The 24,461-nt window shown below is 61.8% G+C and carries 23 protein-coding genes; 5 read left to right on the top strand and 18 right to left on the bottom strand.

Translation table 11 applies throughout. The annotated features are described in order from the left end of the window. Positions 1-16: 16 nt before the first annotated feature. From AC07NC_RS02370 to gmd, 10 genes are all read right to left on the bottom strand, one after another. The gene (locus tag AC07NC_RS02370; RefSeq protein WP_292147935.1) at positions 17-928 is read right to left on the bottom strand and encodes an NAD-dependent epimerase/dehydratase family protein; all 912 of its coding nucleotides are present in this window, start codon (positions 926-928) and stop codon (positions 17-19) included. Then, entirely contained in the window at positions 925-3,819 is a 2,895-nt protein-coding gene (locus AC07NC_RS02375; protein WP_494568478.1) for a glycosyltransferase family protein, read from the bottom strand. The genes AC07NC_RS02370 and AC07NC_RS02375 overlap by 4 nt, the downstream gene beginning before the upstream one ends. 199 nt (positions 3,820-4,018) lie before the next feature. Next, the gene (locus AC07NC_RS02380) at positions 4,019-4,420 is read right to left on the bottom strand and encodes a hypothetical protein (RefSeq protein ID WP_292147932.1); all 402 of its coding nucleotides are present in this window, start codon (positions 4,418-4,420) and stop codon (positions 4,019-4,021) included. A 56-nt stretch (positions 4,421-4,476) separates the two neighbouring features. After that, entirely contained in the window at positions 4,477-5,388 is a 912-nt protein-coding gene (locus tag AC07NC_RS02385; RefSeq protein WP_292147931.1) for an FkbM family methyltransferase, read from the bottom strand. A 65-nt stretch (positions 5,389-5,453) separates the two neighbouring features. Beyond that, positions 5,454-6,374, bottom strand: a complete 921-nt coding sequence (locus tag AC07NC_RS02390) for a hypothetical protein (RefSeq protein ID WP_292147928.1) — start codon at positions 6,372-6,374, stop codon at positions 5,454-5,456. Then, a complete protein-coding gene (locus AC07NC_RS02395) occupies positions 6,356-7,033 on the bottom strand; it encodes an ABC transporter ATP-binding protein (RefSeq protein ID WP_292147925.1) in 678 nt (225 codons plus the stop codon). Before AC07NC_RS02395 ends, AC07NC_RS02390 begins: the two co-directional genes overlap by 19 nt. Continuing rightward, positions 7,033-8,196 (bottom strand): KpsE/RkpR family capsule polysaccharide export protein, encoded by a 1,164-nt coding sequence (locus AC07NC_RS02400; protein WP_292147923.1) that lies wholly within the window; start codon positions 8,194-8,196, stop codon positions 7,033-7,035. Before AC07NC_RS02400 ends, AC07NC_RS02395 begins: the two co-directional genes overlap by 1 nt. 42 nt (positions 8,197-8,238) lie before the next feature. Then, complete coding sequence (locus tag AC07NC_RS02405) at positions 8,239-9,057, bottom strand: ABC transporter permease (protein ID WP_292147920.1); 819 nt, start codon at positions 9,055-9,057, stop codon at positions 8,239-8,241. Further along, complete coding sequence (locus AC07NC_RS02410; protein WP_292147918.1) at positions 9,050-10,042, bottom strand: NAD-dependent epimerase/dehydratase family protein; 993 nt, start codon at positions 10,040-10,042, stop codon at positions 9,050-9,052. The genes AC07NC_RS02405 and AC07NC_RS02410 overlap by 8 nt, the downstream gene beginning before the upstream one ends. 39 nt (positions 10,043-10,081) lie before the next feature. Next, on the bottom strand, positions 10,082-11,065 hold the full coding sequence (gene gmd / locus AC07NC_RS02415) for a GDP-mannose 4,6-dehydratase (protein ID WP_292147970.1): 984 nt from the start codon (positions 11,063-11,065) through the stop codon (positions 10,082-10,084). Between the two features lie 184 nt (positions 11,066-11,249). On the opposite strand from gmd, the gene AC07NC_RS02420 reads away from it, so the two are divergent. The 5 genes from AC07NC_RS02420 (at position 11,250) to dapD (ending at position 16,670) form a co-directional block, all read left to right on the top strand. Beyond that, complete coding sequence (locus AC07NC_RS02420; RefSeq protein ID WP_292147916.1) at positions 11,250-11,840, top strand: hypothetical protein; 591 nt, start codon at positions 11,250-11,252, stop codon at positions 11,838-11,840. 96 nt (positions 11,841-11,936) lie between these two features. Continuing rightward, a complete protein-coding gene (locus AC07NC_RS02425) occupies positions 11,937-13,916 on the top strand; it encodes a glycosyltransferase family 61 protein (protein WP_494568479.1) in 1,980 nt (659 codons plus the stop codon). 287 nt (positions 13,917-14,203) lie between these two features. Beyond that, positions 14,204-15,133, top strand: a complete 930-nt coding sequence (argB, locus tag AC07NC_RS02430; protein WP_292147912.1) for an acetylglutamate kinase — start codon at positions 14,204-14,206, stop codon at positions 15,131-15,133. Next, complete coding sequence (locus AC07NC_RS02435; RefSeq protein WP_292147909.1) at positions 15,130-15,804, top strand: pyrimidine 5'-nucleotidase; 675 nt, start codon at positions 15,130-15,132, stop codon at positions 15,802-15,804. The genes argB and AC07NC_RS02435 overlap by 4 nt, the downstream gene beginning before the upstream one ends. After that, positions 15,801-16,670, top strand: coding sequence for a 2,3,4,5-tetrahydropyridine-2,6-dicarboxylate N-succinyltransferase (gene dapD, locus AC07NC_RS02440; RefSeq protein WP_292147906.1), 870 nt, complete (start codon positions 15,801-15,803; stop codon positions 16,668-16,670). The genes AC07NC_RS02435 and dapD overlap by 4 nt, the downstream gene beginning before the upstream one ends. Here dapD and AC07NC_RS02445 read toward each other — a convergent pair whose 3' ends face one another. The 8 genes from AC07NC_RS02445 to AC07NC_RS02480 all read right to left on the bottom strand — a co-directional run bounded on the left by AC07NC_RS02445 (position 16,671) and on the right by AC07NC_RS02480 (position 24,264). Then, on the bottom strand, positions 16,671-18,008 hold the full coding sequence (locus AC07NC_RS02445) for a sensor histidine kinase (protein WP_292147903.1): 1,338 nt from the start codon (positions 18,006-18,008) through the stop codon (positions 16,671-16,673). 152 nt (positions 18,009-18,160) lie between these two features. Beyond that, the gene (locus tag AC07NC_RS02450) at positions 18,161-18,658 is read right to left on the bottom strand and encodes a YciE/YciF ferroxidase family protein (RefSeq protein ID WP_292147901.1); all 498 of its coding nucleotides are present in this window, start codon (positions 18,656-18,658) and stop codon (positions 18,161-18,163) included. 106 nt (positions 18,659-18,764) lie between these two features. Next, the gene (gene galE / locus AC07NC_RS02455) at positions 18,765-19,754 is read right to left on the bottom strand and encodes a UDP-glucose 4-epimerase GalE (protein ID WP_292147900.1); all 990 of its coding nucleotides are present in this window, start codon (positions 19,752-19,754) and stop codon (positions 18,765-18,767) included. 96 nt (positions 19,755-19,850) lie between these two features. Further along, entirely contained in the window at positions 19,851-21,788 is a 1,938-nt protein-coding gene (thrS, locus tag AC07NC_RS02460; protein WP_292147898.1) for a threonine--tRNA ligase, read from the bottom strand. Then, a complete protein-coding gene (gene yidD, locus AC07NC_RS02465; RefSeq protein ID WP_008261575.1) occupies positions 21,785-22,036 on the bottom strand; it encodes a membrane protein insertion efficiency factor YidD in 252 nt (83 codons plus the stop codon). The genes thrS and yidD overlap by 4 nt, the downstream gene beginning before the upstream one ends. A 79-nt stretch (positions 22,037-22,115) precedes the next feature. Next, entirely contained in the window at positions 22,116-22,571 is a 456-nt protein-coding gene (locus tag AC07NC_RS02470) for an iron-sulfur cluster assembly scaffold protein (RefSeq protein WP_291752501.1), read from the bottom strand. A gap of 73 nt (positions 22,572-22,644) precedes the next feature. Continuing rightward, complete coding sequence (locus AC07NC_RS02475) at positions 22,645-23,535, bottom strand: AraC family transcriptional regulator (RefSeq protein ID WP_292147897.1); 891 nt, start codon at positions 23,533-23,535, stop codon at positions 22,645-22,647. Positions 23,536-23,598: 63 nt separating this feature from the next. Further along, positions 23,599-24,264, bottom strand: coding sequence for an HAD-IA family hydrolase (locus AC07NC_RS02480; protein WP_292147894.1), 666 nt, complete (start codon positions 24,262-24,264; stop codon positions 23,599-23,601). Positions 24,265-24,461 lie beyond the last annotated feature (197 nt).

Genomic DNA, 24,461 nt, shown 5'->3' on the forward strand with positions numbered 1-24,461 from the left:
CCCTCTAGCTTTCATACTAGGAACGAACGTCCGGATACGCTGATTCATACCAGTCGAAAGTCTCCATGAGACCCTGCTCCAGCGAGACTTCCGGCGTAAACCCGATGCCCGCTAGTCTCGAGACGTCGTAGTTGCGCAGCAGCTGGCCGTCGGGCTTGTTCGCGTCCCACTCCACGTTGTTGACGCCGGAATGCGCCTGGAGGATATCGACGACCTCCCGGATGCGGACGGTGGTGCCGGTCGCGACATTGATCGGCCCCTCGAAGCTTTCGCCAATGGCCACCAGCGCCCGGGCGGCATCGCGCGAGAAGATGAAATCACGTTCCGCCTTGCCGGTCCCCCAGATCTCTACCACTTCGCCGGTCTGCTTGGCCTTGTGAAATTTGGCGACCAACGAGGGGATGACGTGGCCGTAGACGGGATCGAACCGATCGTGGGGACCGTAGATGTTGGTCATGATGGGGTAGGCGAAGCGCAGGCCGTGCTGGGCGCTGTAGGCTTCCAGTTGCGCTAGCATTCCGCGCTTGGCGTGAGCATAAGCAGCCTCGGAGGCGTGCGGCGGCCCGTCCCAGATGGACGTCTCCTTCACGGGACGGGGCGCATCTGAAGAATAGGTCGCGATGGTGCTGATAGCGACGATCTTCTGGCACTTCGCCACAGAAGCGGCGTCAACGATATTCGTGTTGATACGAACGTTGTCCGTATACATTTCCGCCGGATACTTGCCGTTCCCTCCCAAGCCATGAACACGACCTGCGACGTGATAAATCACGCGGGGACTGATGTCCTTCACTCTTGCCGTGGTGGCGTCGGCATCCCGAAGATCCAGCTCGCTGCTGGAAATGGTGACATATTCTTCTTCGCGCCGGTCAAGCTCTTCCTGCAACGCGCGCCCGAGGACGCCGCTTCCACCCGTGACGAGAATCATTGCTTGCCCTCAACCAGCTTGCCGGATTCTTCTCTTGAGCCGGCTTTCGTCGAGTCCCCGATATGGGACACCCCATCCTGTACGTCTTCTAGCACTGCAATAGCGCAGACCGCTACTCCCAGCAGCCTACCATCGACAATGTCATGCGCTTCGTCGAACACAGCTTCGGCGTGGGCCGCAGTCAACCGGACCTTAATTGAGGAACCGGCCAGATCTTCAGGCAATAATTTGATGTTGAGCGTCTGACGCCCATCCTTGAGTTCAAAGACGCCGAGCAAGCGTTCATTGACGCTGATCGTGACATCCTGCAGCTTGCCCGTGAGCAGTGAAGTGCGCGCGATCAAATCCAGGTTTAGTACTGGATTGTTGGGCTCGCTGCTCAGAGCAAAACGCAGGTCTCCCTGAAGCCCGGCCACCCAGGTCAAGTCCGCTTCCGGCGCGTAGAAACCCTCAACCAGCGCCTCGGAGCCCCGCCCAAGCGTCGTGCAGCCGTAAACCTCTCCGGGCACAAACACCGGGACAGGCTGCGTTCGCGACACCAGCGTGACTCCGGTTAGCCGCAAGCTTAGACGTCGCTCATCGGCGATTTCGCCAGCACTACCGAATACCTGTTCAGCATGATCGGGAATCAGTTCGACGTGGCACGATCGGACCTGTTCAGTCAGGCTGGTCGGGAGGGCGATCACAATGTCAGAATAGTGTTCCGGCACCCGTACGTAGGAGATAAGCTTGCCGTTCAACGCCACGGCGCATCTCTGCTCCAGACCAGTGATGGCGGAGCGTCTCCCGCTTCCACTCAGAACCAGTTCATAGGACTCGAACCGAGATGTGCGTTCGGGTAGCACAAAGTCGATCGTGCCCCGCTCGGCGGTCAGCCAACTGAATTCGGGCTCAGCCGGGGCGAATCCTGAGGTGAGATAACGTAGAGCCGGCCCATCAAGACCCGCGCTCAAGGTGCGGCTGACCGGCATCCGATGCGTGATTTCGAAGGGCACAGTGAAGTCGGTCCATCGGACAGCGGGACCCTGCTGAGCGCTTGATGCGGTCAAGGCTCCAGGCTGGTAGAGCGCCGAGCGTTCAGACATGCGCGAATCTCGCGCGAAGGTGTCACGAATATACTGCCGCTGATATTCGGCGGCATCTGTGCCTCGGAACTGCGCCCAGTTGCCGCTCTCCCTGAAGCTGTAACTTACGTAGTCGGACTCCGCGAGAGGGCCGCTCAAGGCTCCTGCCAGCCTGAAATAGTTGTGCTCTTCGCCGTCGAGCATGTCGAACAGATGCGGGGGGAGATCCGCAGCCAGCTCGGATCGGAACATGAAGCGCCCCCGGTGCCCTTCTCCCGTGACCGCAATGAGCGAGGCGCGATCGGTAAACTTCAGACCCTCGAAACGCCGCGCCTCCAGCCCGTGAGTGTCCTGGGTTTGGATCACAATCCCCGAGCACGCTAGACGGGCTTCAGCGTTCAACTCAAACGCCTTGGCCAGCGACGCGAAATGGTCGTGGAACAGCTGATCCTGAAGATCCATGAGAGCGAAATAGTTCGTCTTCACACTCTTGAGGGCGTCCCGGGTCAGAGGCCCTGAGCGCTGATTGCGGGGCGGGGGGCCATCAAACGTGCTCGGGGCGCCCTGAAATTGGCCAGGACAAAGGACCACGCTGCGAAGCGCTCCGGACGGCTTGCCGGGCGCCAACGTCGCGCGGTGCTGGTTAGCGAAACGCTCGTCACAGATGAGATGCAGATCGATTTTCGTACGTGTCTGGGCCTTGAGCACATCATAGGCGGCAAGGACACCGGAGAGCGTGCCTCCTCGGGCGTCAAGAACCACCGTGACTTCGCATGGCGCCAGAAACTGGTCCTCAAAGTGCGCCTTGCGCGCCGGAGTCTGCTCGCACAGCGCCAGGAGGCTGCGCTCAAGCGAACAGGTCTCGCGCAGAATCCGCTGACCCTCGAGCACCCTTCGTTTGGCCTCTTCCGGATTGTCACGAATGCGGCGCATCATCGTCAGAACCTGCTGGCCGAGCGCCGCTTCGCCGCGGGAGTCGTCGACTAGATAGACGACATCTGAAAAGTATTTGTCGATCAGGGCGTTCGGGGTGGCAATGATTGCGGCGCCGCCTGCCAGGCCCTCAAACAGGCGATTGCTCATGATGCCTGCATTTTTGTGGGGCACCGAGGAGAACGCGAGGCAGATCCCCGAGTGATTAATGGCGTGCTTGACGCTGTTCCCATCGAACGGAAGCTCGCCCCGATAGCTTTCAAATCCGGCCCAGGGGGCCACACCGTGAACCAGTTCGGGGCCATAAATATCAAGGAGGTCCTTGTTATCCAACGCGACCAGCAGGTCGTGGAAGCGTCCTTTGGGACGACCCAGGCGCTCCCAATTGATCCCGATATAGAATAGTCGCGAGTCCGAGCTGATATTCGGCTTCAGGAATGGCTCGGGAAGCGTGTGGAACATACGCGGCAGAGGCAGCTGCGGTTCACGCCCGAGACCGGAGAAGATGTTCAGGGCATGAGCATCCGCCAGATCGGAATCACAGGATATCAGGTCGATATGGCTACTGAGCTTTTCGATGCTGCTCAGATATCCGAAATCGTGATAAAATTCAATCGGTTGCCATATCGCATAGTAAGTATGCAGGTCTACTACACGCGGCGATAGAAAATGGAGGGAAATGGCGAAGTCGACCGCGTCCTCAGGGAGGCGAGATTTGTGAGGAATAGAAAGACCTTCAGTCGCCCATAGGACCTGCGCATTGTCATCGATTACTACGACCTCGATTCCAACATTGGCCGCCGCAGCGAGAATTCTCTGCAATACTTCGTATTCAGCGTTACGCAGGTCGGGCCAAGTGTGGATGATGGCAAAGGCGTTCTTCAAGACGATCATCCCTCAAGCAATCTGAATTCGCCGCTGATGCTGGAAATTATGAGCCGACACCAAGCGGGGCCTTGGTGTCGGCTCAGAAACATCGCCGGCTCAAATAATTCTTACCCAAACATTGGCTTGGGTGACGCGGTTATAGACGGGGTCAGCGCTGTGTAAATAGAATATCTTTGTCATATGAGCGCTGGAAGGCCTCACAAAACTAGCAACCCGCGCCCGCTTTGGAAAAACTGCGCGCGCTGGCCCAGAATGCGCGCAGCGACCCTATGATGGCGTCACGGCCGGCTGTATCGACGCTATGGACCGACAGAACCAGAAAGATCGATTTTTGGTCAGCTTTAGGTTTCAGGCACGCCAATGCCAATATGGCACCTGTGCTGATCTCCAGTATCAGGAAGTCTGGGTTGTCCTCGATGACACTATAGTTTCCCCTCTCGACTGCATTTTTCACAAGATCGACATCTGCAGCACTTTCACCCTGGCCGTTCCGGATTTCAGACGTCCTAGAAAAGGCGGCGCAGGGGACCGCCTCGCTGCTGACGGAGCGATTTCGCGCTGCCTTGATCAAACGTTTGATGCGCTTCCGCAGGGCCTTCAAAAACACGACGCTCGCCTTGCTGTTCTGTGTTGAACGATCCGTCCAGATGGACGGATGGCCGGTCAGCTCGCCAGATAAGGGTGGTTTCTCGCCATCACGACGTCGCAGTGTGCCAAGCTGGCCATCTCGATATGATCGACAGGTATCAAATCGGAATCGTACCCAATCCGCCAGAACTTAAAGCCCATGGCGTTGAGCCAGTCCACCAGTTCCGGCACGTCGCCTCGGGACGCCATCTGCAACACGTCCCATTCCATACAGACCACCACGTCGGGCCTGTGAAGCATACGTTCCGCCCCCCGCAGAATCAGGACCTCGGATCCCTCGGCGTCCAAGCGCAGAATGCGCGGTGAGATAGCGACGGCGTCGTCAAGTCTGACTGTCTCCACTTCGATCAACCGTTGATCATCCTGCTGGGCGTTAACCGCTGTTGCGCCACCGCCGGCGTTCCGGCGCGAAATGGCGAAGGTGGTGACGCCGTTCTGATTGGAAGCCGCTTTGGTCACCAGCGTCACGCGGGACTGGAGTTCGTTGAAGATCAGTGACCGGCTCAGCAGCGGAGTGAGGTCCGGGTTAGCCTCAAAGGACACGATCGATCCGGAGGGGCCAACGTCCCTCGCCATCGCCAGGGTGTAGTATCCAAAGTTGGCGCCAACCTCGACAATATGATCGCCGGGTTTCACGATATTACAGGTGACGGCATAGACCCAGTTCTCCCAGTACCCTCTCGTGATGAGGTGGGACGCAATGCTGTAATCTTGCGGATCGATATATATATACATACCATTCTTGAGCAAACAAAGCGCAAGATCTGGCCCAAGATAGTGATAGCGCGTATCATTGACTTGGGGCTCATTGAGCGCCCATCGCCATTTGACGATCGGCATCCCGGTATCCTTGGACACACGGAATATTTTCCATTCGGCCGGCAAAAGGGCGTTCGCCCATTTGACCGCATTGCTGGCCAGACTCATTCCATCTCACGGCGCGCCGCCGCCCCCTTGCCCGCAAAGGGGCCCAATACGAAAACTGGCCGACCTCACGCCCGTTGGACGCGCATCCCCAGAAAATTGAAGCAACCGCCCAGAGTGCCTTGCGTCAATATAACTCGCATTTCCGCTCCCTCAGCCTCGGACCATTCGTAGTCGAGCTTGAGTTCGAAAACGCCAGCGTTCCCGGGTGTGACAGTTTCACTTGCGTAGTCGGTGCTAGTTCCCCATTCCACGCGATAGCGATGTTTGGCGGCGTCGGCATCAAAGGAAAAGCGCACGGTCGCCGTCCATCGCCCTTTCGGCAGGACGAGGTATGGCCCGAACACCAGCGCCCGCGCCGGACCCATGATATCCATCCCAGATATCAGTGACCTTTCTTCAACGCGACGCATGTCGTAGAGAAAGAGGTCCTCGCTCCATCTGGCGTCCTGCTCGTCCGGCTTCTGATAGAGCCGTAGCGCATCTCGAACCGCCGCGTCTCGGGCGCTTTCTTCCATGGGCGCGGCCTGAAGGGGTGCCGCGATCCTGAAACCAGGCCAAAGTTCGATGTCGTGACGGCCGGCGTCACGTTCGGTAAGCCAGATCGCATCAAGGCGAGAGGCGTTCTCCAGCAAGCCGGACGTCCTGGCGAGCGCTTGAGTAAACTCCGGTCCAGCCAAGCCTGAGACGCATCGGTCAAGCCCGACACACACGATCACCCCATAGGCTTTGGAGAATCGTGAGACGAGGGACGGATCGACGCTGAGCACCACATAGTCCCCCAAGGGAACATCAGGGGGCGCCGCAGCGTCGTTAAACACGACGACGGGCAGACCGATCGCTGCCGCGGCGTCCCGAATGACGATTTCCCATGCCCGAGCTTCTGGCGTGGGCAATAGAACGACCCAGGCGATCACCCGGGATTCGGTCGATGCATCTTCGTCGGCATCCGCAACTGCATTTATGCCCGTCATGCGGATCGCAGCCATTTGTAAGTATCGACAGCTTCTTCGATGTCGTCGAAAATTTTTGCGCGGCCACCCTCAACAATCAACGCCCGGTCGCAATGCTCCGCGATCATCGCCGTGTCGTGTGACGCCATCAAAAAGGCGCGCTTCGCCCGCCGCTCGAAGAGCTCTCTCTGGCACTTCTCCTGGAATCTCGCATCGCCCACCGCGACGAGCTCATCGATCAGATAGCAATCGAACTCGATAGCGATCGATAGGCCGAACGCCAGCCGCGCCCTCATGCCCGAAGAGTAGTGTTTGACCTGCATCTTCAATGCGGGCCCCAGCTCCGCGAAATCATCAACGCGGGCCAGGGTGCTCCTCAGATCCCTGTTGTAGAGGCGTGCGAGGAACTTGATATTGTCCAGTCCAGTGGTGCTGCCTTGGAAGCCACCGCCGAACCCGATCGGCCAGGACGACGTCATTTGCCAATCGACTTTCCCCCCTGTCGGCGGGAGAACGCCACCAAGGATTTTGATGAGGGTAGACTTTCCTTGACCGTTGCGTCCCATGATGGCCAGCCGACCACTGCGAGCGACCTCAAAATTCAGGTTTGTGAACTGGTCTTTGTGAGATGTCCGGTAGCGCATGGTCAAGTTGGATACGCGCAACCCGATATTCTCGGGGCTCTCGGGGGTCATCATGCCTGCCTGTGTTCGCGCACCCCTGCATAGATCAGCCAACCCACGCCGTAGGCCAACATAGTCGTCAGGAAGACGGTGAAGATCGACGTGAGCCGACGGGGTTCTGCCGCCTTGTCGGGTAGGCTAGGGCTTACAACGCGTTCCAGATAAAGCTGCTGGCGGCGCACCTCCTGTTCCGCCGAAGTTAGGGCTGCTGTCGCCGCCGCCAACTGCTTGTCAGCCAGTTCGCGGTCCATGACGAGATCCTCATAGGTTCCCACTTTGGGAGCAAGAGATTCCGACGATCCGACGATCTTGACCCGTTCCGCCTCGATCTGACGCTCGTAGGCAGCGATTCGACTGTCGATAGACGGGAGTTGCGGACTGTTCGGAGCCTGGGCCGCGACCTGCGAACGCTCTGCCTGAAGATTGGCAAGGTTGGCCCGAAGCGACGAAATCAGCTCGGCCGATTCTCGCGCGCTCAAGGACGGGTCGATCATGCGCTCGCGATTGCGGAAACTTGTCAGCGCCTGCTGGCTCTCCGACACCTTGGCGTTCGCGCGCTCCAAGGCAGCCTCTGCCTCTGCGACGGCGTTGGAGGCCGACCTCTCGTTCAGACGGTTCACGAGGCCCTCTCCTCCCGTCAAAAGGGTCTCTGCAACGCCCTGTGCCTCGGCGGCCGAGAACGCTTTAACCCTCAATGTGCTGATGCCGGAGGTGGAATCGTAACCGACCGTCACGAACCGCTTGAAAGCTTTGTACAGCCCTTCATCAGACTCGGACTCCCAGAAACGCGGATATTTTGAGAAGAGGTCGGCGCTAGCTGGCCCCAGCAACGCGCGCACATCGTATCGCTGACGAACGGTCGCTAGGCCGTCACGCGAGTCTATATATTCATGGACCGCGAACGCATCGGTCTGATTGCTCGACAGGCCGACCCCCTGCAGCGCAACCCCGATCGAAGAAGGTTGCGCTTGGTTGGGAGAGCGGACAATGAAGCGCGCCTCCGATATATACATCGGCGAGGCGATAAGAATAAAGTACACTGCAGTTACAAGGGTCGGCAGAACGACGACGACCAGAAACGCCACGGGTATCTTTTCCCACCAGGCCTTGCTCTGGGCTGGTCCGGTCAGAAGTTCGGGGTAAGGCCCGACATAGGTCAGTTTAGGTTCGGTCATGATCTATCCAATGTACAGCTCTTACTAGCGCGACACGGCGAGCTATTCCACATCGATCCGATCACGCGATCCCGCGATCAGCACCATTCCGAAGATGTTCATACCGGTTCCCACAGCCAAGGCGTACGGAGGGTTGTAGTGGGTCTTCACAAACTCGCCGAACACGCCGGCGCGAATCATCTCGATTGGGTGGGCGAAGGGCATAAGGAGGAAGGGCTCCTGGATGCGCGGCGGCAGCCAATCGACCATGAAGAAGGCGCCCGAAAGAGGTATGAGGAGATAGGTCAGCAGCGGCACGATACGCTCAAGCATCTCGAACCGGATCGAAAGCCCTGCCAGAATCAAAGCAAAACCCATACCGATCCAAGCCAAAAGCAACCAGCCTAGATAGATTATGAGCAGGTCGTGAGGCGGATCCACCTGCCCTATCATGACTAGTGCGACATACACGACAATGAACGCGCAGGTCGCCCCCCCGAATTCGAGAAGATTCCGGGTCAAGAAGACATGCAGCGGTTTCACCTTCCGATGGTGAAGCAGTCCAATGTTGGCTTGCAGCGCGCCCAGCGAAAAGGCCACCATGTGGCGCAGGATGATGAGGGAAATATATCCCGTCATCACAAAAGCCTGAAGTTTTACGCCGTGTTCATAGGCCGGCTTGGTCAGGGTCCACATGATCAGCACGCCTACGCAAAAAGCCAGAGGCTCTACAATCAGCCAGACGAAGCCGATCCCTTCTCGCCCGAACCTCGTGGCCATTTCACGCAGAAACAGAGCGCCCATGATCCGGAACTGTTCCGACAGAAAGCCGAGCAATCCCCGTTTGCGCCTTTTGGAAGGCGCGACCGCAAGCTCAGACATTCTTCAAACTCCGTGAAAGCGCGTTTCTTTCATATTCCAACATCTCGGCGATAGTCGAGCTGAAGTCATAGCGAGGGCGCCATGCGAAGGTGTTTCTGAACTGGTCAAAGATTCCTTCTGTTCGCCGCAGGTCGGCAACGCGCCGCAAATCGGGGTGAGGTGCAGCTGCAAGAGGGGCGCCGTGCAGGGCGGCGATTTCGTCCAGTATCGATCGCACGCTGCGAATTCTGCCTGATCCGACGTTGTAAATTGCAAAGGCCTTGGCGGACTCGCGCTCTACAATGACCCGCAGATAGGCTTCGACCACGTCCCGCACATCCGTGAAGTCGCGCTCAGACTCTAGGTCGCCCACCGCGATCGTGCCGGAGGCGCCTAGCTCCAAGGCCGCAACCTGCTTTATCAGGGACGGCACCACAAACCGACCGTCTTGTCCCGGGCCGCTATGGTTGAACAGACGCAACACCATAACCGAGAAGAAGTCGCTGGCCAGATCGCGAAGCATGAACTCGCTTGCAGCCTTGGCGCGGCCGTAATTGGTGATCGGCGCGATAGGCGAGGTCTCATCACAGGGGCCGCCAGAGAAGGCGGCGCCGTATACTTCGGCGCTGGATGCGAAAATCATACGGACGTGCGACCCGTCCCGCGCAATCAAACGCGTCGCGGCTTCGGCCAAGTTTCGCGTCGCGTCAAAATTGCTCTTCCACATCTCCAGCGGCTCTTGCGCGCCCTCCCTGATCGAAGAGCGCGCGGCGAGATGCACGATTGTGGTCGGACGAAACTCATCGACCAGCCTGCTCGCAACTTCGGAGTCCGCCAGGTTAACCGAGGGGAAATCCCGAAACGCTTTACTGGAGGAGCTCGGCCCCCGGACCGCCAGATGCGATATCCGGGACCCAAGCTCCCTCAACCGTGTCGCCAGACGCTCCCCTACAAAGCCGGAAGCCCCGGTGAGCAACACTCGTTCTTCGACATCGTCAGCAGTCATGGCCGGCTTTAGACCAGACATCTCGGACGATCAATCAAGTCAGGACTGCGCCTTATGTCGCGCCAGATCGGCATCGACCATTTCGCTGATCATTTCGTCGAGGCTGATTTTGGGCTCCCAACCCAGCTTGGCTTTCGCCTTGGCCGGATTGCCAAGGAGGACATCGACCTCGGCCGGTCGCATGAAGCTGGGATCGATCTTGACATATTTGTCCGGATCCAGACCCACGCGGCCGAAGGCCGAGGTAATCAAATCCTTGACGCTGGTCGTCACCCCGGTGGCGACGACATAGTCGTCAGCCACATCCTGCTGGAGCATCAGCCACATCGCATGAACATAGTCCTTGGCGTGCCCCCAGTCGCGCGTGGCGTCCAGATTGCCCATGCGAAGTTCGTCGGCCTTGCCCAGAGCGATCATCGCGGCGGCGTTTGTGACCTTGCGGGTCACAAACTCCAGTCCCCTCAGCGGAGACTCGTGATTGAACAGGATGCCCGAGCAGGCGAACAGATTGAAGCTCTCGCGATAGTTGATCGTCATCCAGTGCCCCATCAACTTTGCGACGGCATAGGGCGAGCGGGGGTAGAACGGCGTGTCCTCGCTCTGGATAGGCTCCTGGATCAGCCCATACATCTCGGACGATGAGGCTTGATAGAAGCGAGCTTCGGGCGCGGCGATCCGCACCGCCTCAAGAACGTTCACCACGCCGACCCCGGTCGCCTGTGCCGTCAGAACTGGTTGATCCCAAGAGGTTTTGACGAAGGACTGGGCCGCGAGGTTGTAGACCTCATCCGGCTTGACCTCGGAAATGGTCCGGATCAACCCGCCAAGATCCAGAAGGTCGCCATCGACCAGTTCGACCTGGTCCGTGATGCCGAGCCAATCCAGACGGTGGGTGGCGACGCCATAGTGGCTTGAACGGCGGACAACACCCACAACGCGATAGTCCTTTTCCAGCAGAAGCTGTGAAAGATATGCTCCATCCTGGCCGGTGATACCGGTGATGACCGCGCACTTCTTCGTCATGAAAATCCCCTGCTGATAAGAAAGGCAGGACCCTGATAGAGGGTTGATTTCGAGCGTCCAACATAAAAATCGTCGCTTCAACGCTTTTACTCGGGTGCCGGAACGCCAGGGCGCAATTTCTTGACATCATAGACATCTGACGGTCTAGGCAGGAGCCTGTTCCAGAATATGAGCTCGTTCCCAAATGCCCTCCACCGTACGAGACAAGATTTCTGCAGACCTGGCACGTCGCATTTCACACTCTTCTTATCCCTCCCCATTCGAAACCCGCAGTCTCGCCGCTTTGGAATCGTGGTCAGGCCCGATCCCAAAAAGAGTCCGCGCCAAGGTGCTCATGTCCCTGATCGCGGCCGAACCGACGCCTGCTGTGGTTGAAGCCCTCGCTGATGCGATCGGCGCCCTGGACGACTGGAACGTCGTATTGGCTGAGTTTCTGAGGAACGCCCATGTCACGCCGGCGGTCGTCTTCGCGGCCGCGCGGATTGCTCAGGCGCGGGGCCTCGACGTGCCTTGGGCCGCCATGACCGAGCCTCCCAGCTATGCAGAAGCGGTCTATGAGGCGCTGGAGGACGGAAACGTGATTCGCTTCAAACGGCCAGATACCTATCCAAAAGCCGGCCCCTGTTTCATCGTCGGTATCGAAAAGCCTCTGGTGCAGTACGGAACCGGGGACCTCGCCTTCGACGGCGACGGCTGCATCCTTTCCGGCATTGATGACGCCTGGATCGAGCCTGGTCGTCTGGTCTGCCCCGCCTTCGCCGTCGTTGTTCGCTGACGCTTGAGTTAGGTCCTGGTTGTTATGGATATTGCATCGCTTCTGTACGGATACCGGCCGCTGTCTGAGCCAAATGTGGCGTCCAAGACATTAAGCTTGAGGTCCGCCTATTCTGTCTTGACTGACGCTGGCCACGACATTTCGACTGACCAGTTCGTCGATGTCGTTTCCGATATCGCCGAGATGCAGTTCGGCGGCGGCGCGGCGGACTCCTATTTCACCGCTTTCCTCTCTGTCGCGAAATTCTATGACCGCGACATCGATACCTTCGCCGGCGCCGTCATCAACTCGGTCGTGCTGGATCTGAATTTTCAGACCCGGCTATCCATCGACGGCGTGATCGGCTCGACCGAAGCGGCGCTCTATGAGGGTGATGAGGGTCTCTTCCCCGTCGCCATGACGCACGCCAACGTCGTGATCGGCTTTCATATCGATGGCGCGAATGAGAACTGGCCGCCGGAATGGGCGAGGATCCACCCGTCCATCGAAATCAACTGGGACAACGCCGTAAAGGCTTTGATCGAGGACCTTCCAACCGAGTTGGCCAGACGGGGCAAGGATCGCATCGGCGCCATTATCGTCGCCTTCCCCCAGCGCGTCGGCGGTTTCAATCTGGCGGAGCGTTATCAGCCTGTTGCGCACATGGTGTCACGCCACACCATATATGCCTTCGCGGGTTCGGCGGAAATGATCCTTTCGATCGCCGCCCAGTTCGAAGCGCTCGGTCACGCCAAATTCGATTTGCGGCTTTATAACCATGACGTTGGCAACGCGGTGGAACATCGAGGAGTGTTGGTCGCCACAGGCCTGTCGTCGATCCCTGCCATTTCAGTAATTCCCGGCGTGACACGCGACTGCAGCTTCATCGAAGCCGCGCCCATCGACGCACAGATACATCCTGGTGTGGAAATCTTTTCGTATCTCGATCCCGAGGTGCCACTCAGTCGGACGGAGTATCGGGAACTGGAAGGCGACAAACCGGAGATCGGTCGATGGGAGCTCGCGCCACGACGGACGCCGTTTGTCGTGAGATCGAGCGCGCCCATTCCAGGGGAGGGTAGAGCGCGGATTTCGGATAATTCGGAGATTTTTCACACTACTGCGGTGCTGGAAAACGGCATTTTGATCGGTTCTCAAGACTTAGCGTCCTCGACCTATCTTCACGCCACAGGCAAAGGAGAAATCCTTCTAGACTATGGGGACGAAAGACGAAACATCACCAGTTCCCCGATCTTCCAGAATGGTGCGGTTGACGAAGGCGGCGTTCTCAGAAGTGTGTTGTCGTCAAACCGCATCATACGCGTCCGCGGCGCCGCCATGCCGTTGATGTTCACGCCCATGCTGCACAAGTGGCACTCTCATTTCATGATCCAGTGCCTGCCGCGCGTGATTATTGCGCGCGCCTACGGCGAAGATGTAAAAATCCTTATACCGCAAGACTTGCGTGCCAAGCAGCTTGAGATGCTGGAGGTCTTGGGTTTCGGACCGGACCGCCTCGTCAGAATACCGCCCAACTGTCTGGTTCAGGCGGGCAAGCTGATCGTTCCGCGTGCCTGGCAGTTGGCGTTCACCGCATCAACTCTTGAAGTATATCAGGAAATAGCTGACAAACTCGACTTTAAATCTATCGAGTCTCCTAAGAGGATACTTATAAGCCGGGAATCCAGGAAGTCTTGGCGGAACATGCTCAATTACGAGAGCCTGCAGTCGCTGCTTGTGAAAGATTACGGCTTTGAAGTCGTTGCGCCTGAACGTTTGTCGCTGACAGAAGAGGTGGCGACCTATGCCAATGCTGAAATCGTGATCGGCGCCGAGGGCGCCGGCATGTACGGGGCCGTCTTCAGCAAGCCCGGCAGCGCCTACCTGACAATCTGCGACGAGGACTATGTCATGGTAATCCTCGCCACGATCGCTGAGAGGCGCGGCATCGACCTTGGCTATGTGTTCGGCGAAAGCTTCCGAAGCGACGACGATGTCCTGCGTCGCCTCCCTTTCGGTCACGCGGATTTCGTGATCGACTTGGCCAAGGTCGAGGAGGCCCTCATCGCCGCTATCGCCCGTACCAGCGAGCGTTGACTGGACGAATACATAAGCCCGTCAGGTTCATTCGGAAGCTTCTGCGCCGCCCATTTAGCCCGTTCCGCTACCGGCCGGCACCTGGCAAGCGGCGCATAGCCCTTGCGCTCCGTCCAAACGACAAACGCGCTGGCCTGACGCCTGCGGAGGGGATTGCCTTGGCCGACAACCTGGGACGCTTCGCTGGAAGTCGTTTCTGATCAGGTGTCCCGTCCCTATCAATAGCGGCTGCATGAGTATGTTAAGGCCGTGACAGTGGGGCTGCGTAGGTCTATTTCGCGCGCGTGATGAACGAAACAGAACGCCAGTCGGAAGAACGCAGCTGGGAGACGGCGAAGACGCTCGCCGAGGCCTTGCCGTATATTCAGGTGTATGACCGCGAGACCGTGGTTATCAAATACGGCGGTCACGCCATGGGCGAGAGCGCTGTGGCGCGCCAGTTTGCGGCCGATGTGGTGCTGCTGAAGCTGATGGGCGTGAACCCGGTGGTGGTGCATGGCGGCGGGCCTCAGATCAGCGCCATGTTGGACAAGGCGGGGGTGAAATCCAGCTTCGTCGACGGGCTGCGGGTCACCGATCCGGCGACGATGGAGGTCGCCGAGATGGTCTTGTCGGGCGCGGTCAACAAGGAGATCGCCCACTGGATCACCATGGCCGGCAAGGAGGCGGACGTGCGCGGCGTCGGCCTGTCGGGCAAGGACGCCGGTCTGCTGACGGTCGAGAAGACACGTCGCACCAAGCGCGATCCCGACAGCATGATCGAGCATGAGGTCGATCTGGGCTATGTCGGCGAACCGACCAAGGTGGATCCCAAGCTGATCGCCGGCCTGATCGCGTCCGAAACGGAAGACTGGGTTCCGGTCATCGCCCCGATCGGTGTGGCCGAGGACGGACAGACCTACAACGTCAATGCCGATACGGTGGCGGGCGCGGTCGCGGGTTCGCTGAACGCCAAGCGGATGCTGCTGCTGACGGACGTGCCGGGGGTCAAGGGCGCGGACGGCGACATCATCCGTCAGATGACGCTGGACGAGGCGCAAAACCTGATCGACTCCGGCGTGGCCACTGGCGGCATGATCCCCAAGCTGGAGACCGCCATGGCCGCCGTTCGCGCGGGCGTCGAAGCCGTGGTCATTCTGGACGGGCGTCGCCCGCACGCCATGCTGGTCGAGTTGTTCACAGAGTTCGGCGCCGGCACCCTGGTGAAGGCGTCTTGATCGACCCCCATTCCACATCCCTTGGGCACGTGCGGGCCTGGGTGTTCGACATGGACGACACCCTGTATCCACGCGAGCAGGGGTTGATGCGGCTGGTGCAGGCGCGGATCAATGCCTTCGTGGTCGAGGCCGTGGGGCTGGATCCCGGGGCGGCGGCGGCGATGCAGCGCCAGTTCCTGGACGAGCACGGCACAACCCTGGCCGGTCTGATGGCCAACTATGCGGTCGATACCGAGCGGTTCCTGCATGAGGTGCACGACGTGCCGCTGGACGGGGTCGAGCCCAATCCACGGCTGGCCGAGCGACTGAAAAGCCTGCCCGGCCGCTGCTACGTCTTCACAAATGGCGCGCGGGAGTATGCGCATCGGGTGCTGGAGCGGATCGGGATCGCCGACTGTTTCGCCGACGTCTTCGCCATCGAGGACGGCGACCTCACGCCCAAGCCCAACCCCGCCACCTTCCGCTGGATGCTGGAACGGTTCGACATCGATCCGCACCGGGCCGCCTTCTTCGAGGATACGCCCAAGAACCTGGAGCCGGCCAAGGCGCTAGGCATGGCCACGGTCCTGATCGGCGACGGCCACGGCAAACCGCTGGGCGACCACATCGACCATGTGGCCCCCGACCTTCTCGACTTCCTCTCCGACCTGACCTTCAAGGACGCCGCATGACCGATCTGTCGCATCTAGAATCCGTCGTCGAGGCCGCCTGGGAACAGCGCACCGAGGTGTCCGCCGCCACCCACGGCGAGGTCCGCGACGCCGTCGAGACGGCGCTGGCCCTGCTGGATTCCGGCCAGGCGCGCGTCGCCTCGCGCGGCGCGGACGGCGTCTGGACCACGCATCAGTGGCTGAAGAAGGCGGTGCTGCTGTCCTTCCGTCTCAACGACAACCAGATCATGCGGGCGGGCGCGCCGTCCGTCATGCCGCTGTCGGCGGATCATCCCGTCGCCGTCGGTCCCTTCTGGGACAAGGTGCCTAACAAGTTCGGCGACTGGACCGCGTCGGATTATCAGTCGGCCGGCTTCCGCTCGGTGCCCGGCGCCATCGTTCGTCACGGCGCCCACATCGCCAGGAATGTCGTCCTGATGCCGTCGTTCGTGAACATCGGCGCCTATGTGGACGAGGGTTCGATGGTCGATGCCTGGGCCACGGTCGGCTCTTGCGCCCAGATCGGCAAGAACGTGCACCTGTCAGGCGGGGCGGGCATCGGCGGCGTGCTGGAGCCGCTGCAGGCCAATCCGACCATCATCGAGGATGGCTGTTTCATCGGCGCCCGCGCCGAGGTCGCCGAGGGCGTGATCGTGCGCGAGGGCGCGGTCCTGGCCATGGGCGTCTATCTGTCGGGTTCGACCAAGATCGTGGACCGGGCGACGGCCGAAGTCTTCCGTGGCGAGGTGCCGGCCTATTCGGTCGTGGTGCCGGGTGCGCTGCCTGATCTCAATGGCGGGCCGTCGCTGTACTGCGCCGTCATCGTCAAGCGGGTGGACGCCCAGACGCGGGCCAAGACCGGCGTCAACGAACTGCTGCGCGACTGATCAGGCGGCGATGCGGGCGTCTTGCATCACGGGCGTGTCGAACGTCGCATGAAGGGTGAAGGTCGATCCCTGGCCCGGGATCGACGCCACCGTGATCTCGCCGTCCATCAGGACGGCCAGACGCTGGCAGATGCTGAGGCCCAAGCCGGTGCCGCCGAACTTGCGCGTGGACGAGCCGTCCACCTGGGAGAAGGGCTGGAACAGGCGCGACAGATCGTCGGCGGCGATGCCGATACCGGAATCGACGACGCTGATCCCAAGGGCGATGCATCCGTCGGCGCGCGGTTCGCTTTCGACGACCAGACGCACCTCGCCTTGCGGCGTGAACTTGATCGCATTGGCCAGAAGATTATGCGCGACCTGGGCCAGGCGCAGCGGGTCCATCTTCAGAAGGGGCGGAAGATCGCCCCGGATTTCGGTCGCGAAAGTCAGGCCACGCGCCTCGGCCTGGGCCTTGAACGGCCCCGTCAGCCGGGTCAGCAGCGTGTCGGTCTCGATGTCGGCGATGTCGAGTTCCATCTTGCCGGACTCGATCTTGGTGATGTCCAGGATGTCGTTCAGCAGCACCATCAGCCCTTCGCCCGAGTTGCGGATTACGCCGACAAATTCCTTCTGACGGTCGCTGAGTTCGGACATCTGAAGCAGTTGCGCCGCGCCTAGCACCCCGTTCATCGGCGTACGCAGCTCGTGCGAGATGACGCCCAGGAAGTTGGACTTGGCCGCGCTGGCGGCGTCGGCGCGATCGCGAGCGATTTCCAGCTCGGCGATCAGTTCGGCCTGGCGGCGGTTCACGGCCTCAAGGTCGCCGTCCTTCATCTGGGTGATGACCACCTTGATGAACAAGGCCAGCGCCAGGACGGGGACCATGCCGAGCATGACCCAGAAGCCCGGATCGCCCCATAGGCTGATCAGCAGCAAGACCGTCACGATGGAATAGGGCGCCGAGACGATCACCGCTTCTCGCGGCGCGGCGCGCATCTGGGTGAAGACCAGCACGTAACCCGCCATCAGAAGACCGACGCCCAAAGGCACGCCATAGGCGCCGCCATGAACGAAGGCCAATAGCGGCGCGGCCGCCCAGGCGATGCAGGATAGGGTCGCGATCGTCAGCTTGATGCGGTCGTGAAGTCGGCGATCCGATAGCACCAGGCGGCGTTCGACGAAGGTTCGGACCATGCCGATGGACGTGGCGGCGCAAAACCAGGCCACGGCTTCCCGCCAGCCCGTGACCGTGCCCAAGGCAAGCGCCCAACTGGCGATCAGAAGGTAACGCATATAGCCAGCGGCAATCACGTATTGCAGAACCGGACGGCCTGCGGCGGATTGGGGCGGGATCATCGGATAGCTCTCCAAGGTCAGAGAGCCAGCTTCGATGACGGTCGCCTAACATACGGTGAACGCTAGTCTTTATCGCCACCTATGTCCGGTATCGTATCTTTCGAGGGCAAGAGGAAGGGTGGAGGCGGTTGCGAAACCGCCTCCACCGAGGGTCAGGCCGTCTTCATCGCGTCGGCGTTGACCGCGGCGTCGGCGATGCCGGTCAGGTCTTCGTCGGTCTGGGATTCTTCCTGCAGGGTCTCGTCCAGCAGGGCGGCGGCGTCCTTCATTCCCAGCACCAGCGCCCAGCGCTTCAGCGTGCCGTAGCGGGTGATCTCATAGTGTTCGACCGCCTGGGCGGCGGCCAACAGGCCGGCATCCAGGGCCGGGGTGTCCTTGTATTCCTCCATGATTTCGTCGCCCTCGGCCAGGATGCCTTCGATGGCGTCGCAGGTCTTGCCGCGCGGGGCCTTGCCGATGATCTCGAACACCTGTTGCAGGCGTTCGATCTGGCCTTCGGTCTGATCCTTGTGCTTTTCGAAGGCTGCCTTCAGCTCGGGCGACTGGGCCGCACGGGCCATCTTGGGCAGGGATTTCAGGATCTTGCGCTCAGCGTAATAGATGTCCTTGAGCGTGTCGTGGAACAGTGTGTCGAGGGTTTTCTCGGCCATGATCGTATCTCGCAAATTGTGATGGGGCGCGGGGGGCGCACCTCATCACAAGCGATCAGGCCGGCTTCCGTTCCTGTGCACGGTTCCGTGCGCAGGGCTCTGAACGCTAAGCCTCGTGCGCCTCCCGCTCGGCGGCATGCCAGCGCCAAGCCGTACGAACGATGTCGTCCAGAGTCCGCGTTGGTCGCCAGCCCAGCACCTCGCGCGCCCGGCTGTTGTCAGCCACCAAACAGGGAGCATCGCCCGCGCGACGGGGCGCGGTCTCGACGGGGAAGGGGCGGTTTGTCGTGCGGCGGATGGTGTCGATCAGTTCCCTGACCGTCGTCCCCCTTCCGGTCCCTAGGTTGAAGACCGTCGTCTCGCCCCCGTCGAGCAGGTATTTCAGCGCCCGCACATGGGCGTCGGCGAGGTCCATGACGTGGACGTAATCGCGCACCGCCGTGCCGTCGCGCGTGTCATAGTCGTCGCCGAACAGTTTGAAGCCCTTACGTTGGCCCAGAGCCGTCTGAAGGGCGAGCGGAATGGCGTGGGTCTCGGGGTGGTGGCGCTCGCCGATCCGGCCTTCTTCGTCCGCTCCGGCGGCGTTGAAATAGCGCAGGCAGACCGAGCGGAAGCCAGCATAGGTCGAATAGTCTGCTAAGGCCTGTTCGACCATCAGCTTGGATCGGCCATAGGGGTTCAGCGGCGCCTGCGGATGGACCTCGTCCATCGGCAGGTACGCGGGATCGCCATAGGTGGCGCAGGTCGAGGAGAAGACCATCGCCTTGATCCCGCCGCGGCGCCCCGCCTCGATCAGGGTCAGGGCGCCCACGACATTGTTGTCGTAGAAGCGGCCAGGTTCCTTCACCGATTCCCCGACCTCGATAAGGGCGGCGAAATGAAGGACTGCAACGGGCCTGTGCCTGGCGATCACCGCATCGAGGCGTGCGCCGTCACGGATGTCGCCGATCTCGAGCGCGCCCCACTGGACGAAGGTCTCATGGCCGTTCGACAGGTTGTCGTAGACCACCGGCGAGAAGCCGGCCTGGTGAAGGGCAAGACAGACATGTGAGCCGACATAGCCGGCTCCCCCCGTGACCAGGATGGTGGTCGACATGACTGCTCTCTCCTTTGACCCTCGCCACGACGAACAAGGGGGCGTGCGAGTGCTTGACGTCCTACCCCAGGCGAGTTTCGCCGTGAAGGTGCGGCCTCAACAGACCACTTGCGATTGCTTCAGATCCGGCGGGGTCGCTTCGTCGGTCAGGAGGCGGATCGCCTCCTCCACCGTGACCACCGTCTGGGCCTGGGAGCCCAGGCGGCGGATGGCGACTAGGCCCTGTTCGGCTTCCTGGCGGCCGACCACGGCGATGACGGGCACCTTGCCCATCGAGTGTTCGCGCACCTTGTAGCCGACCTTCTCGTTGCGCAGGTCGATCTCGGTGCGCAGGCCCGCCGCCTTGAACCGGGCCATCACGTCGCGGGCGTAGTCGTCGGCGTCGGAGGTGATGGTCGCCACCACGGCCTGGGTCGGGGCCAGCCACAGGGGGAAGGCGCCGGCGTAGTTCTCGATCATGATGCCGATGAACCGTTCGAAGCTGCCCAGAATCGCCCGGTGCAGCATGACCGGACGGTGCTTCTGGCCGTCCTCGGCGATGTAGGTGGCGTCCAGCCGTTCCGGCAGGACATAGTCCAGCTGGATGGTGCCGCAGGTCCATTCGCGGCCGATGGCGTCCTTGACGATGAAGTCCAGCTTGGGCGCGTAGAAGGCGCCGTCGCCCTCGGTGACGACCGGCTCGGTCCCGGCGGCGCGGGCGGCCTCGGCCATCAGGGCCTCGGCCTTGTCCCAGAACTCGTCGGAACCGGCGCGGTTCTCGGGCCGGGTGCCCAGGCTGATATAGGCGGTCTCCATGCCCAGGTCGGCGTGGACGCTGCGGGCCAGTTTGATGAACTCGGCCGTCTCCTCGACGATCTGGTCCTCGCGGCAGAAGATGTGGGCGTCGTCCTGGGTGAAGCCGCGCACCCGCATCAGGCCGTGCAGCGAGCCCGACGGCTCATAGCGGTGGCAGGCGCCGAACTCGGCCATGCGCAGCGGCAGTTCGCGGTAGGAGCGCTGGCCCTGGTCGAAGATCTGCACGTGGCCGGGGCAGTTCATCGGCTTGAGGCTGAGGGTCTCGCCCTCGACCGTCTCGCAGACGAACATGTTGGGGCGATACTTGTCCCAGTGGCCGCTCTGTTCCCAGAACTTACGGTCCAGCACCTGGGGCGTCTTGACCTCGACATAGCCGGCGGCGTCCAGGCGGCGGCGCATATAGGCCTCGAGCACGCGCCACAGGATCCAGCCCTTGGGATGCCAGAAGACCATGCCCCGGCCCTCTTCCTGCATGTGGAAGAGCTCCATCGCCTTGCCGACCTTGCGGTGGTCGCGCTTCTCGGCCTCTTCCAGCCGCTGCAGATAGGCGTCCAAGTCCTCCTTGGTCGCCCAGGCGGTGCCGTAGATGCGTTGCAGCTGTTCGCGCTTGGAGTCGCCGCGCCAGTAGGCGCCGGCCAGCTTGGTCAGTTTGAACGCCTTGCCGACATGGCGCGTCGAGGGGAAGTGCGGCCCCCGGCACAGGTCGATCCAGTCGCCCTGCTTGTACAGGGTGATGGTCTCGTTCTCGGGCAGGTCCTTGATCAGCTCGGCCTTGAACTTCTCGCCGCGCGCCTCGAAGAAGACGATGGCCTCGTCGCGGTCCCAGACCTCCCGCTCGAACTTGGCGTCGCGATCGACGATCCGGCCCATCTCCTTCTCGATGGCGGCGAAGTCGTCGGTCGAAAAGGGCTCGTCGCGATAGAAGTCATAATAGAAGCCGTCCTCGATGGCCGGGCCGATCGTGACCTGGGTGCCGGGGAACAGGGTCTGGACCGCCTCGGCCAGGACGTGGGCCGTGTCGTGACGGATGGTGTAAAGCGCGGCGGGATCGTCGCGCATGATCAGGCGGAAGTCGCCGCCCGTCTCCAGCACCCGCCCCATGTCACGCTGCTCGCCGTTCAGCTCGGCCAGCACGGCCTTCTTGGCCAGGGACGGCGAGATCGAGGTCGCGACGTCACGCGCCGTCGAACCGGCCGGATATTGGCGCACGGCGCCGTCAGGGAATTTCAGATCGATCATGACTGTTGTTCTTTTTCGTCAGTCTTTGCAGGCGGAACCGGGTCATAGCCCGAGCCGCCGAAGGGATGGCATTTACAGAGGCGACGCACGGTGAGCCATCCCCCCTTGAGCGGTCCGTGCTGGATCAGGGCGTCGCGCCCGTAATCCGAACAGGTCGGCAGAAACCGGCACTGCTGGCCGATCAGGGGGGACAGCGTCAGCTTGTAGCCCCGATGGGCCGCGCGGACGCCGCGTTCATAGAGAGACATATGTCCCTTCGCCGGGGGCTGGATGGGTTCGCCGCGCTTATCCCCTGTCATCGCAGGGGGATCAACCGCTGAGAGCCGGTCAGGCCGCGCCGGCGAGACGAGTTCGTTCCGCCAGGGCCTGGTTCACGGCCTCCAGCGTCGCCTCGACCGCCACCAGGGTGGAGGCGTGACGCGCCGGATAGTCGGCGACGGGCCTCAGCACCCGCAGATCCTCGAACCGGCCGATGGGGCCTTCGCCGCCGGATTTCAGCATGGCCGACAGGGCGTCGCGCGCCTCGGCGATCTCTGCGGCCGCGGCGCCGATCACGGCCTGGCCCAGCACCCCGGCGGCCGCCTGGCCCAGGGCGCAGGCCTTGACGTCCTGGGCGAAGGCGATGACCCGGCCCTGGTCGTCCAGCGTCACATCCACCGTCGCCCGCGACCCGCACAGTTTGGCCACCCGCTCACCGGTCCCGTCCGGCGACGCCAGCCGCCCCGCATGGGGCAGGTTCGCCGCCAGCATCAGGATGCGCGCGCTGTAGAGATCGTCGATCATGGTGCGAACATAGGACGACAGCCGCGCCCGCGAAACCTCCCTCTCCCCTGCAGGGGAGAGGGAGAAGGGCGGCCTACGACTGGATCGGCAGGAAGATGTCCGTGACGGCCTCATGCTCCGGCACGTCGGGGAAGAAGCTGACGCGTTGGGCGAACAGGGGGAAGTCGCGAAGCTCGTGTCCGCTGCGCGGCAGCCACTGCCCATAAAGCCAGGCGGCCGAGGCGCTCAGATCGTCGCCGCCGCCGACCTGCCGCAGCACCGCACAGCGTCCGGCGGGGATGACGCCGGCGACCACGCCCGCCGCGTTCGGCAGGATCGCGCGCGGGGTGGCGGCGCACAGATCGATGCGATGGGGCGCGGCGGCGTCATCCTCGGGCTCCGTATGGAAGATGTTGAAGGTGGCGCTGATCTTCGGCGGCAGGCCCGCCGCCTTCCGCCAGGCGATGAAACGACGGATCGTGTCGCCGATGTGGGCGGGATCGCCGCTGTGCGTCAGCAGGCCGACGGCGGTTTCCGGGAAGTCGAGAATGCGAACCTCGGCTTCGGTGGGTGTGGTGGGTGTCATGGTCTGGCTCCGGGCTTGGGTGAGCGGCGTCTGGGCCGCAAGCCAGGGCGTCCAGCGGGGCGCTCTTCGGAACTCGGTCGGGCTCTGGTCGAAATGACGTCGGAAGGCGCGGCTGAACGCCTCGGGCCCCTCGAACCCGCTGTCGAGCGCGATCTCCAGCACGCTGGCCCCGTCACGAAAGGCCAGCCGGTAGGAGGCGCGCTTCATCCGCTTCAGTTGGACGTACCGACCGACGCTGATCCCGAACAGCGAAGAGAACTGCCGCTGGAAATGGTGTCTGGAAAAGGCGGACACGTCGCTCAGCAGCTCCACGTTCAGATCCGCCTCCAGGTTTTGGTCGATGAAGACCAGCACCCGGCGCATCCGCGCATGATAGTTGTCGATGACGCTTCGGCTCATCCGCACCTCCCTGGCACGGCTGGAGATAAGGGAAGAGGGGCGGCCGAGCCTGACCCGGAATGCTCAGGTCTCGATCGAGAACCCAAGCGCCCCGTCGGCCTCCACCTCCAGCCGCGCCTGGGCGTAGTCCGCCAGTTTCGGGTGCGGCGTCTCCAGCGGATGGGTCCAGGCGGCGGTGATGACCACGACGTCCGCGCCCGCGGCCTCGCCGGCCGTGATCCCGGCCTCGGCGTCCTCGAACACCAGACAGTCCTTGATATCGACGCCCAGGGTTTGGGCCGCCAACAGATAACCCGAGGGGTCCGGCTTGCCGCGGTCCACCCGTTCGGCGGTGACCATGACGGCGGGCGGCTCCACCCCGGCGGCGCCCATGCGGGCGCGGGCCAAAGGCACGCTGGCCGAGGTGACCACGGCCCAGCGGTCGGGCGGCAGGCGTTTGAGGAAATCCAGGGCGCCGGGAATGGGGACGACCCCGTCCACATCCTCGATCTCGCCGCGCTCGACCCAGGCGGCCTCCTCGGCAAGGTCGATGTCCGGCAGGTTCTGGCGGCGGATGGTGTCGGGCGCGCGCACGCCGTGGATGGTGGGAATGAAACGCGCCACGTCCAGGCCGTGCCGCTCGGCCCAGCGGGTCCAGACCCGCTCGGCGGCCGCGGTCGAACTGATCAGGGTGCCGTCCATGTCGAACAGGAAGGCCTGATAGGTCTTGGGCGTGTGGGGAGAAGCCATGCGCCTATCCAGCACGGGTCTGGACCGGGGGCAACCGGACGCCGGCCAGCCCCCGTAATGACGCTGGTTCGCCGCCTGTGTTTTCAACGGCTTGACGAAATCTCGCGGCCATCGACCTGTCGGTCTTCCGATCCGTGCGATCCTGGATGGGGTGTGGTCGCCGCAGGGGCGGCCAGAGTTCGGATGGGGAGATTTCA

The organism is Brevundimonas sp. GW821-FHT10A07 (assembly GCF_059415785.1).

Bases quoted from the DNA above. Each gene is read 5' to 3' on its own strand.
- AC07NC_RS02405 (WP_292147920.1), bottom strand. From the start codon at position 9,057: ATGTCTGAGCTTGCGGTCGCGCCTTCCAAAAGGCGCAAACGGGGATTG.
- AC07NC_RS02480 (WP_292147894.1), bottom strand. From the start codon at position 24,264: ATGGCTTCTCCCCACACGCCCAAGACCTATCAGGCCTTCCTGTTCGAC.
- dapD (WP_292147906.1), top strand. From the start codon at position 15,801: ATGACCGATCTGTCGCATCTAGAATCCGTCGTCGAGGCCGCCTGGGAA.
- galE (WP_292147900.1), bottom strand. From the start codon at position 19,754: ATGTCGACCACCATCCTGGTCACGGGGGGAGCCGGCTATGTCGGCTCA.
- AC07NC_RS02410 (WP_292147918.1), bottom strand. From the start codon at position 10,042: ATGACTGCTGACGATGTCGAAGAACGAGTGTTGCTCACCGGGGCTTCC.
- AC07NC_RS02390 (WP_292147928.1), bottom strand. From the start codon at position 6,374: ATGGCTGCGATCCGCATGACGGGCATAAATGCAGTTGCGGATGCCGAC.
- AC07NC_RS02450 (WP_292147901.1), bottom strand. From the start codon at position 18,658: ATGGCCGAGAAAACCCTCGACACACTGTTCCACGACACGCTCAAGGAC.
- thrS (WP_292147898.1), bottom strand. From the start codon at position 21,788: ATGATCGATCTGAAATTCCCTGACGGCGCCGTGCGCCAATATCCGGCC.
- gmd (WP_292147970.1), bottom strand. From the start codon at position 11,065: ATGACGAAGAAGTGCGCGGTCATCACCGGTATCACCGGCCAGGATGGA.
- AC07NC_RS02395 (WP_292147925.1), bottom strand. From the start codon at position 7,033: ATGACCCCCGAGAGCCCCGAGAATATCGGGTTGCGCGTATCCAACTTG.
- AC07NC_RS02475 (WP_292147897.1), bottom strand. From the start codon at position 23,535: ATGAGCCGAAGCGTCATCGACAACTATCATGCGCGGATGCGCCGGGTG.
- yidD (WP_008261575.1), bottom strand. From the start codon at position 22,036: ATGTCTCTCTATGAACGCGGCGTCCGCGCGGCCCATCGGGGCTACAAG.
- AC07NC_RS02375 (WP_494568478.1), bottom strand. From the start codon at position 3,819: ATGATCGTCTTGAAGAACGCCTTTGCCATCATCCACACTTGGCCCGAC.
- AC07NC_RS02400 (WP_292147923.1), bottom strand. From the start codon at position 8,196: ATGACCGAACCTAAACTGACCTATGTCGGGCCTTACCCCGAACTTCTG.
- AC07NC_RS02420 (WP_292147916.1), top strand. From the start codon at position 11,250: ATGCCCTCCACCGTACGAGACAAGATTTCTGCAGACCTGGCACGTCGC.
- AC07NC_RS02370 (WP_292147935.1), bottom strand. From the start codon at position 928: ATGATTCTCGTCACGGGTGGAAGCGGCGTCCTCGGGCGCGCGTTGCAG.
- AC07NC_RS02445 (WP_292147903.1), bottom strand. From the start codon at position 18,008: ATGATCCCGCCCCAATCCGCCGCAGGCCGTCCGGTTCTGCAATACGTG.
- argB (WP_292147912.1), top strand. From the start codon at position 14,204: ATGAACGAAACAGAACGCCAGTCGGAAGAACGCAGCTGGGAGACGGCG.
- AC07NC_RS02385 (WP_292147931.1), bottom strand. From the start codon at position 5,388: ATGAGTCTGGCCAGCAATGCGGTCAAATGGGCGAACGCCCTTTTGCCG.
- AC07NC_RS02470 (WP_291752501.1), bottom strand. From the start codon at position 22,571: ATGATCGACGATCTCTACAGCGCGCGCATCCTGATGCTGGCGGCGAAC.